This window comes from Aerolutibacter ruishenii (genome assembly GCF_007830115.1).
Classification (GTDB): Bacteria; Pseudomonadota; Gammaproteobacteria; order Xanthomonadales; family Xanthomonadaceae; genus Aerolutibacter; species Aerolutibacter ruishenii.
In genome coordinates this window covers 154,904-169,242 of record NZ_VLKP01000008.1, presented here as the reverse complement: position 1 = coordinate 169,242, position 14,339 = coordinate 154,904, and the positions used below count along the sequence as shown (strand labels likewise).

Annotated in this window: 10 protein-coding genes; 3 read left to right on the top strand and 7 right to left on the bottom strand. The window is 68.4% G+C overall.

Annotation, left to right across the window (positions count from 1 at the left end; translation table 11 throughout):
* Window positions 1-4: 4 nt before the first annotated feature.
* Both IP93_RS10630 and IP93_RS10625 read right to left on the bottom strand, forming a co-directional pair.
* Window positions 5-1,276, bottom strand: a complete 1,272-nt coding sequence (locus IP93_RS10630) for a diguanylate cyclase (protein ID WP_144815476.1) — start codon at window positions 1,274-1,276, stop codon at window positions 5-7.
* Between the two features lie 134 nt (window positions 1,277-1,410).
* Entirely contained in the window at window positions 1,411-3,477 is a 2,067-nt protein-coding gene (locus tag IP93_RS10625) for a S9 family peptidase (RefSeq protein WP_144815473.1), read from the bottom strand.
* Window positions 3,478-3,653: 176 nt separating this feature from the next.
* Between IP93_RS10625 and IP93_RS10620 the strand changes: the two genes are divergently transcribed.
* Window positions 3,654-5,231, top strand: a complete 1,578-nt coding sequence (locus IP93_RS10620) for a peptide MFS transporter (protein ID WP_425480045.1) — start codon at window positions 3,654-3,656, stop codon at window positions 5,229-5,231.
* A gap of 104 nt (window positions 5,232-5,335) precedes the next feature.
* Here IP93_RS10620 and ssb read toward each other — a convergent pair whose 3' ends face one another.
* A complete protein-coding gene (gene ssb / locus IP93_RS10615) occupies window positions 5,336-5,815 on the bottom strand; it encodes a single-stranded DNA-binding protein (protein ID WP_144815469.1) in 480 nt (159 codons plus the stop codon).
* 175 nt (window positions 5,816-5,990) lie between these two features.
* Between ssb and IP93_RS10610 the strand changes: the two genes are divergently transcribed.
* Window positions 5,991-6,992 carry a polyprenyl synthetase family protein gene (locus tag IP93_RS10610; RefSeq protein WP_144815466.1) on the top strand — a complete coding sequence of 334 codons (1,002 nt, stop codon included), beginning with the start codon at window positions 5,991-5,993 and terminating at the stop codon, window positions 6,990-6,992.
* A gap of 24 nt (window positions 6,993-7,016) precedes the next feature.
* On the opposite strand, the gene IP93_RS10605 is transcribed toward IP93_RS10610, so the two are convergent.
* From IP93_RS10605 to IP93_RS10590, 4 genes are all read right to left on the bottom strand, one after another.
* Entirely contained in the window at window positions 7,017-7,799 is a 783-nt protein-coding gene (locus IP93_RS10605; RefSeq protein WP_144815464.1) for a dienelactone hydrolase family protein, read from the bottom strand.
* A 63-nt stretch (window positions 7,800-7,862) separates the two neighbouring features.
* On the bottom strand, window positions 7,863-9,263 hold the full coding sequence (gene murD, locus IP93_RS10600; protein ID WP_144815462.1) for a UDP-N-acetylmuramoyl-L-alanine--D-glutamate ligase: 1,401 nt from the start codon (window positions 9,261-9,263) through the stop codon (window positions 7,863-7,865).
* A complete protein-coding gene (gene murL, locus IP93_RS10595; RefSeq protein WP_144815567.1) occupies window positions 9,244-10,683 on the bottom strand; it encodes a UDP-N-acetyl-alpha-D-muramoyl-L-alanyl-L-glutamate epimerase in 1,440 nt (479 codons plus the stop codon). Before murL ends, murD begins: the two co-directional genes overlap by 20 nt.
* Before the next feature lie 11 nt (window positions 10,684-10,694).
* On the bottom strand, window positions 10,695-13,289 hold the full coding sequence (locus tag IP93_RS10590) for a bifunctional aspartate kinase/diaminopimelate decarboxylase (RefSeq protein ID WP_144815459.1): 2,595 nt from the start codon (window positions 13,287-13,289) through the stop codon (window positions 10,695-10,697).
* Window positions 13,290-13,455: 166 nt separating this feature from the next.
* On the opposite strand from IP93_RS10590, the gene IP93_RS10585 reads away from it, so the two are divergent.
* On the top strand, window positions 13,456-14,337 hold the full coding sequence (locus IP93_RS10585; RefSeq protein ID WP_144815457.1) for a PhzF family phenazine biosynthesis protein: 882 nt from the start codon (window positions 13,456-13,458) through the stop codon (window positions 14,335-14,337).
* The last annotated feature ends 2 nt before the right edge of the window (window positions 14,338-14,339 follow it).

Genomic DNA, 14,339 nt, shown 5'->3' with positions numbered 1-14,339 from the left:
GCGGTCAGCCCGGGCAGTCCACGGGGAGTCGTACCTCGACCCGGTTGCGTCCGCTGGCCTTGGCGACGTACAGGCAGCGATCCGCCTCGGACATCATCGCCGACAGGCTTTCTCCGCTCAGGCATACTCCGATGCTCACCGTCACGGTGATGTGGCGGCCGTCCGGCAAGGGAATGCACGTGGCCTCGATCGAGGCGCGCAACCGTTCGAGCGATGCCACGGCCTCGTCGGCGGACAGGCCCGGTGCGATCAGCACGAACTCCTCGCCACCGAAACGCGCCGGCAAGTCCTGGGCTCGCGCATGGCGCGTGACCGCGCCGGCCACGGCCTGGATCGCGATGTCACCCACATCGTGGCCGTAGGTGTCGTTGACGTGCTTGAAGTGGTCGATGTCCAGCATTGCCACGACAAGCCCCTGCTTGCGCGCGCCGGAAAACATCTGGACGCCGCGATCGAAGAAGTGGCGCCGGTTGGGCAGGCCCGTGAGGAAGTCCCTGGTGGCAAGGTCGTGCAGCGTGCCGATCAACTCAAGGTTGTCCACGTTCTGCGAAACGCGGCAAAAGAACTCCTCGCGCGACCAGGGTTTGTGCAGGAAATCATTGGCGCCGTTTTTCAGGAACTGCGCCACCAACGACTGGCTGTCGCTGCCGGACACGCCAATGATCGCCAGGTGGTCGCGGGCATGCAGGGCGCGGATGCGCCGCACCAGTTCCAGTCCGTTCATGCCCGGCATTTCGAAGTCGGTGATGAGCATGCGGACGCGGGGATTGCTGGCGATGACACGCAACGCGGACTCGCCGTCGGCCGCCTCCAGGACATCGAAGCCATACAGCTTCAGCATCGACGTCGCCAGCGCGCGCGCCGCCTGCGAGTCGTCAACCACCAGTGCGGCGATGTGCCGATTGCGCTCAAGGCGTCGCGCAAGCCACACCAGGTAATCGACGCTGTCCGGCGTGTTCTTCAGTACGCAGTCGACGATGTTGCGTCCCAGCACGCGCTGGCGGACTTCATCGTCATACACGCCGGACACCACGACGGTCGGGACACCGGTCCCGGCAAAGTAGTCGAGGATGGCATCCGAATCGGCGTCCGCCAGCACCAGGCCGGTGAGCGCAAGGAAATAGCGCCCCGGGTCAAGCAAGTGCCGTTGCGCCTCGGCCAGCGTACCCGCGACCGTCACGGGCAGGCCCAGGCGCTCGCCCACCCGCGTCGCGACCATCCGTGCAAAGGACGGTGAGTTGTCCACCAGCAGGATGCCCGGGGCGGCCAGGGGCATGGGCTGGGTGTCGGGGGCGACGGGCACGATCACGTGGCGTCCGGGGCAGCGGGGGGCTTGGCCCCATCAACGGCCGACGCGGCGAAAACTGAAGCCTGGCCCGGGCGACCGCCCGGACCAGGCTTTTCAATGGATTACTGGCCGAGGTGCTTCTTCAGCCAGGCATTGACCGTGTCATGCCACTGGATGCTGTTCTGCGGCTTCAGCACCCAGTGGTTCTCATCGGGGAAATACAGGAACTGCGAGTCGATGCCCTGGCGCTGCAGCGCGGTGAAGGCGGCGATGCCCTGCTCCACCGGGATGCGGAAGTCCTGCTGGCCGTGGATCACCAGCATCGGCTTCTTCCAGTCCTTGACGTGGTTGACCGGGTTGAACTGCTCATAGCTCTTCGGCACGTCGTACGGCGTACCGCCCTGCTCCCATTCGGTGAACCACAGCTCCTCGGTGGCGTAGCCCATCATGCGCTGGTCGAACACGCCGTCGTGGTTGACCAGGCACTTCCACGGCTGGTTCCAGTTGCCGGCGATCCAGTTGACCATGAAGCCGCCGTAGCTGGCGCCCAGCGCGCAGGCCTTGTCGCCGTCGATGAAGTCATACTTCTTCTGCGCGGCGGCCCAGCCCTTCTGCAGGTCTTCCAGCGGGCGGTCACCCCAGTGCTGGCTGATGGAATCGGTGAAGGCCTGGCCGTAGCCGGTGGAGCCGTGGAAGTCGATCATCACCGCCACGTAGCCCTGGCCGGTGTAGGTCTGCGGGTTCCAGCGGTAACTCCAGCCGTTGCCGAAGCTGCCCTGCGGGCCACCGTGGATCAGGAACGCCACCGGGTACTTCTTGCCTTCCTCGTAATTCCACGGCTTGACCACATAGCCGTAAACGGTGTCGCCGTTCCAGCCCTTGAAGCTGAACTGCTCGAAGTCGCCGAAGGTCACGTCCTTGAGCATCTCGCCCGCGCTGGGCGTGACGGCGCGCAGTGGTGCGCCGTTGATGCCGCCGGTCATGACCTGGTCGCCGCTCTTGAGGCTGTTGCGGGTGAAGGCCAGGGTCGGGCCGGCCAGCTGCACCGAGCCGATGGAGCCGTCGCCGACCAGTTGGGTCACGCCGCCGCTCGCCACGTGCACCGCGAACAGGGGATGCTGGCCCATGTCACCGGCCGGCGTGTAGATGGTCTGGCCATCGGCGGAGAGCGTGATGCTGTCGGCCGAGCGGTCCCACTTGGGTGCGATCTCCCTACGCTTGCCGCTGGCCAGGTCCAGTTCCATCAGCGCGAAGCGGTCGGCCTCGAAGCCGGGTCGCTTCATGGCGCGGTAGTACAGCTTGTGTCCGTTGCGCGCGAACACGGCACCGGTGTCCCATGCCGGGTTCCCGGCGGTGAGGTTGCGCGCCTTGCCGCTGCCATCGGCGTTGACCTGGTACAGGTCGAAGTTGGTGGACCATGGCTCGGCACGATCGGCCACGCGCGCGCTCAGCACCAGCGTCTTGCCGTTGGGCGCCCAGGTGTATTCGCTGCTGTCGCCAAACGGACGCGACGGCACGTCGCCCAGCACATCGCCCCCCACCAGGGTCGCAGCGGTCACCGCCGACTTGCCCGCCGCCGGCAGCGCGGCCACGAACACGCGGTTGAGGCGACCGTCGTTCCACGCATCCCAGTGGCGGATGAACATGCGGTCGAACACCTGCCCGGTGCTCTTGCGCTCGCCGGCCTTGTCCATGCGCTGCCTGGTGCACGCCAGGTCCGTACCGCAATCCACGAACGCCTCGGTGTTGAACGCCACGCGCTTGCCGTCAGGCGAGAGCTGGAACCCACCCACGTCGGCCGGAATGTCGGTGACCTGGCGGGGCGTGCCACCCGCGGCAGGAATCGCATACAGCTGCGATGAGCCGGACTTGCCGCTGAGGAAGTAGACGGTCTTGCCATCCGGCGAGAAGGCCGGGGAATTGACGTTCCATCCGTCCGGCGTCAGCTGCTTGGGCGGGGCGGCATCGCGTGCAAACAGGTCCTCGATCCACAGCGAGGTGGAGGACTTGTTGGCCGGCAGGTCGGCCACGCGCTTGGCGAATACCACCATGCGGCCGTTGGGGGACAGGGCTGGGGAGGACACCCGGTCCATGGCCGCGAGGTCGCGGACATCGAGACCACGCGGGGCGGCGTTGGCGGACAGGGCGGTTGCGACCAGCAACGGCAGGAGTGCGTGGCGAAGCTTCATGGGGCGTGGGTCCCAGACAGGCGAAAACGCGATGGTAGGCCCTCGCGACCCGCCTTCGCAAAGCGGACACACGATGCTGCAACTGCAGCAAAGCGGCGCGCGCGAGGACTGGGCAGCGCGCGGAGCGCCAGTAGCCTCCGGCTATACTCGCGCGATTGCCTGGCCCGGAGTTCCGCGTGACCGCCACCACCGCCGCATCCCTGCCCTCAACGGGCGAGTTCATGGGCCATCCCAAGGGCCTGTACGTGTGCTTCCTCACCGAGATGTGGGAGCGCTTTGCCTTCTATGGCATGAAGGCGTTGCTGTTCCTGTACCTCACCAAGCACCACCTGTTCTCCGACACCGATGGCTACCTGCTGCTGGGCACCTATGCCGGCCTGGCGTACGCATTGCCGTTACTGGGCGGCCTGCTGGCGGACAAATACCTGGGCATGCGCAAGGCCGTGGTGTTCGGCGGCGTGCTGCTGGTGCTGGGGCAACTGGGCATGGCGTACACCGGCCATGCGGCTGCCGGCGTGCAGGGGGCGGGACAACAGGATGCATTCGCGGTGCAGGTGATGTACTTCTCGCTGGCGCTGATCGGCGTGGGCGTGGGCTTCCTCAAGCCGAACATCTCCACCATCGTCGGCCGGCTGTACGCCCCCAACGACCCGCGGCGCGACTCGGGGTTCACCATCTTCTACATGGGCATCAACGTCGGCGCGTTCCTGTCGTCGCTGATCGTGGCGTGGATCGGTGAGAAGATCGGCTGGGGCTACGGCTTCGCCCTGGCAGGCGTGATGATGGCGCTGGGGCTGGTCCAGTTCATGTGGGGCCGCAAGCACCTGCTGGGCCATGCAGAGCCGGCAGACCCGGAACTGCTCAGGGCACCGGTGTTTGGCGGCCTGTCGCGCGAATGGGTGATCTACCTTGGCGGCCTGCTGCTGACCGTGGTGGTGTGGCAGGTGCTGCAGACCCGCATCGACTTCGGTCCGTTGTCGGCGCTGTTCGGCGGCCATGAGGTCACCCTGACCGAAGTCGTGGCCGTGCTGCTGGGCGCGGCGTTGTACATCTGGTTCATCCGCCTGCTGTTTTCCGGCATCAGCCATGCCGAGAAGGGTCGGATGATCATGCTGATGACCCTGATCACGGTCAGCGCGCTGTTCTGGGGCCTGTACGAGCAGACCTACGGGCCGTGGGTGGCGATGGCCGACCGCGTGATGGACCGCACCACCTTCGGCATCGAATGGACCGCCGGCCAGACCACGGCCATTGGCGCGCTGTTCGTGATCGCGCTGAGTCCGGTTTTCGCCTGGATCTGGCCGCGCCTGGACAAGGTCGGCCTGAATCCGAGCTACCCGGCGAAGTTCGCATGGGGTCTTGTGTTCTGCGGCCTGGCGTTTGGCGTGCTGGCGTTCGCCGCGGGCAACGCCGGGGATAGCGCGACGGTCAGCCTGTGGTGGATGATCCTGGCCTACTTCGTACTGGTGCTGGGCGAGATGGTGCTGTCGCCGGTGGGCCTGGCGGCGGTGACGTCGCTGTCCATCCCGCGCGCCGTGGGCATGATGATGGGGGCATGGTTCCTGTTCTCGGCCTTTGGCGAAATCATCGCCGGCCGCATGGGCACGTGGGCGCAGATCGCCCCCGAGGCCAGCCGTGCGGAGGCGCTGGCGGTGTACGGCGGTGTCTTCAGCAAGATGATGTGGATCGGTTTGGGCGCGGGCGTGCTGTTGTTCCTCGCCACGCCGCTGCTGAAGCGGCTGGTGCGGGACTGAGCACCGCTTCGACTGCGATGACTGATGTGAAAACGGCGCCTGTCACGGCGCCGTTTTCCATTGGAACTCCTTGTTACCGGAGTCCACGTATTCAGACGTAGCTTTTAAAAAGGAATATCGTCGTCCGCGAAATCATCGGCGAAGTTGGCCTCGCGGGCCGGCGGGGCCTCGCGGCGCGGCGCGGACTCCTGGCGCATCGGCGGACGCGACGGGCGCTCGCTGCGCTCCGCACGTGGTTCACCACGGCCTTCGCCAGTGCCGCCGAGCATCTGCATCTCATCGGCCACCACGTCGGTGGTGTAGTGCTTTACCCCGTCCTTCTCGTAGGAGCCGTACTCAAGCCGGCCCTCGATATAGACCTGGCGTCCCTTGCGCAGGTATTCGCCGGCGATCTCGCCCAACCGGCCCATCAGCTTGACCCGATGCCATTCGGTCTTTTCCTGCTGGTTGCCGTCCTTGTCCTTCCACGCGCGGGACGTGGCCAGGCTGATCGTGGTGATGGCCATGCCGCCCTGGGTGTACTTGGTTTCGGGATCGTTACCGAGGTTGCCGACCAGGATGACCTTGTTGATGCCACGTGCCATGAATGTTGTCCTGTTATCTGGTTGTCACCGGCATGCCCGGTGACCGCCATTGCAGTATACCCGTCGGTCCGGCGCCATCGGACGGCATCCCGGTACTGGGTAGGAATCGGGCGCGACCGGCCCGGGACCCTGCCCACGGCCTATAATTGGCGCCCCATTCCCGCCACCAGATTCCATGCACGCAGACACTCCGGCCCCCACTCCCGCCCTCGACCTGAATGGCGTCCAGGCCCTGGCGCGGGAGGACATGGCCGCGGTGGACGCGTTGATCAGGCAACGGCTGGCGTCGGACGTGGTGCTGATCAACCAGGTGGCCGAGTACATCGTCAGTGCCGGCGGCAAGCGCCTGCGGCCGATGCTGCTGCTGTTGGCGGCGGGCGCGTTGGGCCATCGCGGGCCGGACGCCCACCAGCTGGCGGCAGTGGTGGAGTTCATCCACACCTCGACCCTGCTGCATGACGACGTGGTGGACGAATCCGACCTGCGCCGCGGCCGCAAGACCGCCAACGCGGTGTGGGGCAACGCGGCCAGCGTGCTGGTGGGCGACTTCCTGTACTCGCGCAGCTTCCAGCTGATGGTGGAACTTGAGAGCATGCCGGTGCAGCGCATCCTGGCCGACACCACCAACCGCATTGCCGAGGGCGAGGTGCTGCAACTGTTGCACGTGCGCAACCCCGACACCGACGAGCCCGCGTACCTGCGGGTGATCGAGCGCAAGACGGCGGTGCTGTTCGCCGCGGCGACGCGCCTGGGGGCATTGTTGGCCGGCGCGGACGAGGCGATGCAACAGAGGCTGCACGACTATGGACTCAACCTGGGCCATGCGTTCCAGATCGCCGACGACGTGCTCGACTACGCCTCCGATGCCGAGACGCTGGGCAAGAACCTGGGCGACGACCTGGCCGAAGGCAAGGCCACGCTGCCGCTCATCCACGCCATCCGCCACAGTGACGAAGCCACCCGCCAGGTGCTGCGTGCCGCCATCGAGAACGGCGACACCTCGGCGATGCCGGCGGTGATGGCGGCGATCCACGCCACCGATGGGCTGGGTTACAGCCGCCAGCGCGCCCGCGACTATGCGGCCCTGGCCGAGCAGTCACTCGACGGGCTGGACGACAACGATTACGTCGCCGCGCTGCGCGGGTTGGCCCGCTACGCGGTCAGCCGCGACCACTGAGGCGTCACGGGCGGACCCGGTACCTCACCGCGCCACTGAGAACCGTTCGACCAGGAAGTCGCGCATCATCCGCTCCGAGCGGGTGGCCGCACGGGGGTTGTACATGCAGCCCGGCCGGTTGGCATGCGGCAGCGCGAAGCAGTGCACCGCACCGCTGAAGTTGACGAACTGCCAGTCGGCGCCGGCGGCATTCATTTCCTTCTCGAAGCCGGCGATGTCGCCCGCCGTGCCCTTGTCGTCGGCCCCGTTGAGCACCAGCACGCTGGCCTTCAGCGTGCCGGGCGCCGCGGGGAGCGACGTGGAGAGGCCACCGTGGAAGCTCACCACGCCGGCAAGATCGGCGCCGCTGCGCGCGAGTTCCAACACCGTGGAGCCGCCGAAGCAGTAGCCGAATGCGGCCATGCGCGCTGTATCCATCGGCGCCTTGCCGGCCTGCGCGCGCAAGACCTCCAGCGCCCTGGTGGCGCGCGCCCTCAGCGTACCCGGGTCGGCATAGAGCCGGGTCACCAGCTCACGGGCCTCGGCGTCATCCTTGGGCCGCACGCCCTTGCCGTACATGTCGGCCACCAGCACCACGTAATCACGCCCGGCGATGTCGCGGGCCTTGGCCACGTTGGGCGGGGTGATGCCACGCCAGTCCGGCACCATCAGCAATCCTGGGCGTTTGGTGGCCACTGCGTCGTCGTATACGAGCACACCGCTGAAGCGGTCCTTGCCCACGCTCCATTCCACCGGCTCCTCGACCATGGCGGCACGTGCAGCGGGCATCAGCAGCAGCGCAAGGACAGCAGCGGCAAGGCGGGACATGGCGGCACTCCGGCTGGACGGTGCGCCGAGCATACGCCGCGGCGCATTCGCGCGCCGTTGACGTCAGGCGATGCCCAACCCCGGAATCGTGCTGATGCTGTCCGGGTCGAACCCGCCCAGTTGTGCGAAATGGCGGCCGCGGGCCACGTAGTCGCGGTACGGACCAAAGCTGGGTGCGCCCGGGGACAGCAGCAACACGCCGTCATTGCCCAATACGGTCCGGGCCTGCGTGATCGCCATGGCCAGATCGTCAGCGGCGGACAGCGCAAAGCGGCCCTCACCGGACAGCGGCGCCAGCAACTCGTGGATGCGCGGGCCGTTCTGCCCCATCGTCACGATCGCCTGTGGCGCGCCATGTCGCATCGCCTCGGCGAAGGCGTGCCAGTCCACGCCGCGGTCATGGCCGCCGACCAGGATCGCCACGCGGCGGCTTCGGAAACAATCCAGTGCCGCCAGGCTGGCGAAGGGCGTGGTGCTGATCGAATCGTTGACCCAGGTGAGGCCATCGCGCACGCCCAGGGTCTGCAGGCGGTGCGGCAGTGGCTTGAAGTCGGCGGCATGCGGCGCGAGCGCTACCGCATCCAGGCCCAGCGCCTCGATCGCCGCCAGCACCGCGCACAGGTTGCCGCGGTTGTGGCGCCCCGGCAGCGGCAGCGCGGCAGTGTCCATCACCTGCCGGTCACCGCGGTACAGCACGTCTTCGCGCAGGTGCCAGCCCTCGGCGTGGCCGAAGCAGCGCACGTCGCTGTCGGGCAGTGACAACCCCGCCAGATGCGGGTCGTTGGCGTTGATGATTGCGATCCTGGGCCGCGCGCCGGTCAGCAGGCGCAGCTTGTCCTCGACATAGCGCGCTTCGCCGCCGTGCCAGTCCAGATGTTCGGGGAAAATGTTGAGCACCACCGCCACGTCCGGGCGCGCGCCGCTGTCGGCCACGTCGCCGGTCTGGTAGCTGGACAGTTCGATGGCCCGGTAGGCCGGCACCGGCGACTCTGGCAGCTCCAGCAGCGGCAGGCCGATGTTGCCGGCCAGTGCGGTGACATGCCCGCCGGCGCGCAGCAGGTGCGCCAGCAGCGAAGTCGTGGTGCTCTTGCCCTTGGTGCCGGTGACGCAGACCGTGTTGGTCACGATGCCATCGGGCCCGGCGTGCTCGGCAAACCACAGCGCGGTGCCGCCGATGAAGCGGGTGCCGCGCGCGCGTGCGGCCACCGCTTCGGGCTTGTAGGGACTGATGCCGGGCGATTTCACCACCACGTCGAAGGCCGACAGGCGCTCGGCGGTCGCGGCGGTTTCAACCGCCAGCCTCGGGTCGCCCAAGGCCTGGGCGTTGGCGACTTCCTCGTCGGCGCAGAACAGGGTCAGCGGCAGGTGCGGCAAACGCCCGCGCAGCGCGCGGTAGGCGGAGTGGCCTTCACGGCCCCAGCCCCACAGCGCGACGCGTTGGCCATCAAGCTGCGAGATGCGCACGCAGGCGGCCCCACAGCTTGGCGGGGATGCGGTGCTCGTCGTCGATCACGAGCAGCGGCTCGATCGCCAGTTCGGTGGCGTCGAGCTGCGGCAGGATCTCGCGCGCGAAACGCTTGACCAGTGCGTCCTCCCGCCATTCGGGACGCGCCGCCAGCGCGGCCATCGCCGCACGCGACTCCTTGCCCTCGCCCACGCACTCGAACGGCTTGTGGTCCTGGTACTCCAGCAGCGCGTCGTAACCCGCGGTCTGCGCCGGATCGTCGAGCAGGTTGCGGCCAAAGATGCCCACCAGCCGCGGCTTGGGCATGAACGGCGCCAGCGCCAGGAACACGAAGTGGCACTTGGGGCACACGCCGCACCAGCGGTTGGCCGGGCGTTCGCCGAGGATGTGGAAATTGCGGTTGCAGCTGCTGAAGTGCGCGTCGTAGCGGTCGGTGCGGGCGAACTGCCGCGCCACCGCAAGCTCACTGAGCGGACGCAGCAGCGAGTAGTAGTGCAGGTCGGCGGCGACGTGCTGCTCGATGTACCCGCCGAAGGCCGACTCGAACGCCCAGCCCTTGGACCACTGGTGGTTCACCTCGCCGGTGCCTTCGATCAGGCTGCCGTAGCTGGCCGAGCGCTCGTTGGAGAACACCACCTGGTCCACGCCGTGCAGCAGCGCGGCCAGCACCAGGATCGCGGAGTTCACCGCGGTCACCGGGATGTGGCCGTTCCAGGCGCCTTCGCGGTTGTAGTCGAACAGTTGCGGCGCCAGCGCTCGGCCGAGGTTGAGCGTGGGCAGACCGGTGCGTTCGGCGCAGGCCTTGATCAACTGCGAGCCGCCGATCCAGGTCACCGTCTGGTCGATGCCCAGCGCACGCAGCGCCTCGATGCTGACCAGCGAGTCTTTGCCGCCGCCGATGGCGACCAGGGCGTGTTCGCGCAGGCCCAGCGCGGGCGCTCCAGCGGACGAAGCCGCAGCATCATCGGCGACTGCGGCTTGGGATGCTGCTGCGGACGCGGACGCGGGTCCGGACGCATCGCCAGTCGCCAACACCGCATGCGGGAAACGAATCTTCCCGTGCAGGTTAAGCCCATTGCGGTAGGCGAACTCGCCCAGCCCATGCACATACACCGACTCCAGCAGTGCCGCGGTATCGGCATCGATCGCGTACGACTCGATGCGGATCTCCTCCGGCACCGCCGCCTTGTAATAGCTCACGCCGGTGATCAGGTGCAGCAACTGCAGCGCGCGCTGCACCGCCGTGGCGCGGGCGCCATCGAGGGTGAATGGCGCGCCCGGAATGGTGACGGTCTCCACCAGCTCCGGACCATCGTCGAAGGCGTACACCAGCCGCGCGACGCCCGTCGCCGCATCCAGTTCGCAACGCACGAACCGGAACGCCTTGATGCCGTCACGCTGGAACCGCCACTCGCCCATGTCCACACCCATCACTCGGTTTTTCCCAACACCTGCTCGGCCGGCAGGGCCCGCAGATTGTAAGTGTTCGCCATCGCCATACCGTAGGCGCCCGCGTCGGCCACCAGCAGCACGTCGCCTTCGGCGGTCGCGGCCGGCAGCAGGCGGGCGCGGCCCAGCACGTCGCCGGTCTCGCAGATCGGGCCGACCACGTCGAACACCTGCCTGGCCCCGTCATCGAGGCGGCTGAGGTTGTGGATGCCGTGGTAGGCCTCGTACATGGCCGGCCGCACCAGCGCGTTCATGCCGCCATCGGCGCCCACCCGGCGCACGCCGTCCTTCTCCACCACCTGGGTGACGGACAGCAGCAGCACGCCGGCCTCGGCCACCAGGTAGCGGCCCGGCTCGATCACCAGGCCGAAACGCGGGTATTCGGCCTTGATCTCGTCCAGTCCGGTGCGCCACGCGCCCAGGTCGAACACCTCGGCATTGGGCGTGTACGGAATCGGCAGGCCACCGCCGATGTCGATGAACTCGATGGTGCCCACGCTGTCGGCCAGCCCGGCGAGGTTGGCGTACACGTCGCGCCAGTGGCGCGGGTCGTCGATGCCGCTGCCCAGGTGCGCGTGCAGTCCGCCGATGCGCACGCCCAGCTTGTTGGCCTCGCTGACGAACGCGTCGAAGCGCGCCACCGGCAGGCCGAACTTGGCGGCGACGCCGCCGGTGCGCACCTTCTCGTGGTGGCCTTCACCGTGGCCCAGGTCCAGGCGCAGCCACAGCGTGCGACCGCGGAACGCCTCGGGCCAGCGCTGCAGCGCCTCGATGTTGTCCAGGGTGACATTCACCCCGCGCGCGAACGCCGCTTCGTACTCGCGGCGCGGCGCGAAGCTGGGCGTGAACAGCACGCGCTGCGGCGCCATGTTGGGCACCACGCTGAACACGTGGTCGAGCTCGGCCTGCGACACGCATTCCAGGCCGAAGCCTTCCGCCACCACCGCCTTGAGGATGGCCGGGTGCGGGTTGGCCTTGATCGCATAGAAGCAGCGGTCGATGGCGGTGATCGACGCCAGCGCGCGGGCACGGGCACGCACGGTGTCCAGGTCGTACACGTAGCGCGGCGTCCCCGCCTGCGCGGCCTGCAGCAGCGCCTCGCGCTGCCTGGACCACCACGGCGTCTCGCGTAACGGCTTGCCGTGCGCGATCTCCTTCCAGCTGGGGCCGAACACATTGGCGTCCTGCACCGGCATCGCGCCGCAGCGGATCAGCTCGGCATGCAGCTGCGGCAGCAGGCCGTCGGCATCGGCCTCGTCGATGACGAAGGTCAGGTTGAGGTCGTTGGACGACTGCGAGATCAGGTGCACGCGCTCGCGGCCGAAGGTGGCCCAGATGTCGGACAGCTTGTGCAGCAGCGAACGCATGCCGCGGCCGACCAGGGTGATGGCCGCGCACGGCGCGATCACCTTGACCCGGCACACTTCGGCCAGGTCCTCGGAAAGCGCGGCCAGCACGTTGCTGTTGACCAGGTTCTCGCTGGGGTCCAGCGACACCGTGACGTTGGTCTCGGACGAACCGATCAGGTCGATCGACAACCCGTGGCGCTTGAAGCGCTCGAACACATCGGCCAGGAAGCCGACCTGCTGCCACATGCCGATGCTTTCCATCGACACCAGCACGATGCCGTTGCGGCGGCTGATGGCCTTGACGCCCGGCACGGTCGCGGCCAGCGCGTCGATGCGCGTGCCCAGTTCGTCGGGGCGCTCGGTGTCGAGGATGGCCATCGGCACGCCGGCGTCGCGGCACGGCGCGATGGAGCGCGGATGCAACACCTTGGCGCCGGTGGTGGCGATTTCCTGCGCCTCGGCATAGTGCAGGCGCGAGAGCAGGCGCGCATCGGGCACGTCGCGCGGGTTGGCGCTGAACATGCCCGGCACGTCGGTCCAGATCTCCACGCGCGCGGCCTTGAGCAGCGCGCCGAAATACGCGGCCGACGTATCCGAACCGCCACGACCGAGGATGGCGGTGCCGCCATCGCCATGCCGCGCGATGAAACCCTGGGTGATCAGCATGGCCGTGGGCTGCGCGGCGAAGCGCTCGGCGAAGCCCGCATCGGCCTGCGTGCGGCAATTCACCGACAGCCGCCCCGACCATTCGCTCTGGTTGGGTAGCGCGACGGCGTCCAGCCACTGGCGCGCGTCGCACCAGCCGAAGTCGTGGCCCTGCGCGCGCAGGTAGGCCGCACCGATGGTGGACGACAGCAGCTCGCCCTGCCCCAGCACCTCGGCCTGCCAGTCCAGCGCACGGCGGGCCGCGCGCGGATCGGCGGCCAGCGCCTGCAACGCCGCAAGGCGCTCGCCCAGTACCGCGTCCGGGTCCAGTTCCAGCTCGGTGCAGAACGCGCGGTGGCGCTCCACCAGTCCGGCGATGCGGCCGTCGATGCCGTCGCCATTGGCAATGGCCTGCAGCTCGTTGGTCACGCCCGACAGCGCCGACACCACCACCAGCACCCGCGCGTCGTCCCCGGCCATCCGTTTGGCGGCAATGCGGCCGATGTTGTCCCAACGGTTGCGGCGGGACACCGAGGTGCCACCGAACTTGAGTACAACCCAACGCTGCGATTGCGCCAACACGGTCTTTCGATCTCCGGGGAAAGGGCGCGTATTGTCCCCCGAAACCGCCGGGCGATGTTGGGCGGTTGCACCGGCAACCGCGGCGGCAAGTCCTGCGGCGAAAGCCTAGAATGCCCCGCTCGCCCGGCTGTTGCGGGCGGGCGCCCTCCCCCAGGATGTTCCCCCGATGACGCTTCGCCGCTACGTCCAGTTGGACGTGTTCGCCGACCGGCCCGGTGCCGGCAACCCGCTCGCCGTGGTGCTCGACGCCGAGGGCCTGGACGACGCCACCATGCAGGCCATCGCCCGCTGGACCCGGCTGCCGGAAACCACCTTCGTGTTCCCGCCCACCCAGCCGGGCGCCAACTACCGGGTACGGATGTTCAGCCCGCGCCGCGAAGTGCCGTTCGCCGGCCACCCCAGCGTCGGCACCGCGCACGCGGTGATGCAGGCCGGCCTGGCCGCGCCGAAGGACGGCCTGCTATGGCAGGAAGGCATCGCCGGCGTGCTGCCGTTGCGCGTGGTGGGCGAGGGCCGCCGCCGCAGCATCGCGGTGCGCACGCCGCGGGCACGCGTGGTGGAAGTAGCCGACGCGACCGATCCGCGCCTCGCGCCGGCCCTGCGCGGCCTGCCGCTGGGCACGCTGCCGCCCGCGCTGGTGGATGGCGGCCGCCGCTGGTGGCTGGCCGAACTTGCCAACGAAACCGCGCTGCGTGCCGCAACCCCCGACTGGGACGCCATCAGCGCCCTCGCCCAGGCCACCGAGTCGATGGGCCTGTTCGCCTATGCCCGCAGCGACGACCCGGTCTACTACTACGCCGTGCGCGCCTTCGTCGGCGCTCCCGCCCGCTTCGAGGATGCCGCCTCGGGCGCGGCCAACGCCACGCTGGCGGCGTGGCTGGCGGCGCGCGACGCCCTGCCCGGCACCGAAGGCCGCTACCGCGTCAGCCAGGGCCGCGAGGTCGGCCACGACGCCATCATCGACCTGCAGGTGGATGCCGAAGGCGAAGTCTGGTCCGGCGGCCGCGTGTGCGACGTGGTCAGCGGCCACATCGCCTGGGAGCACTGAAC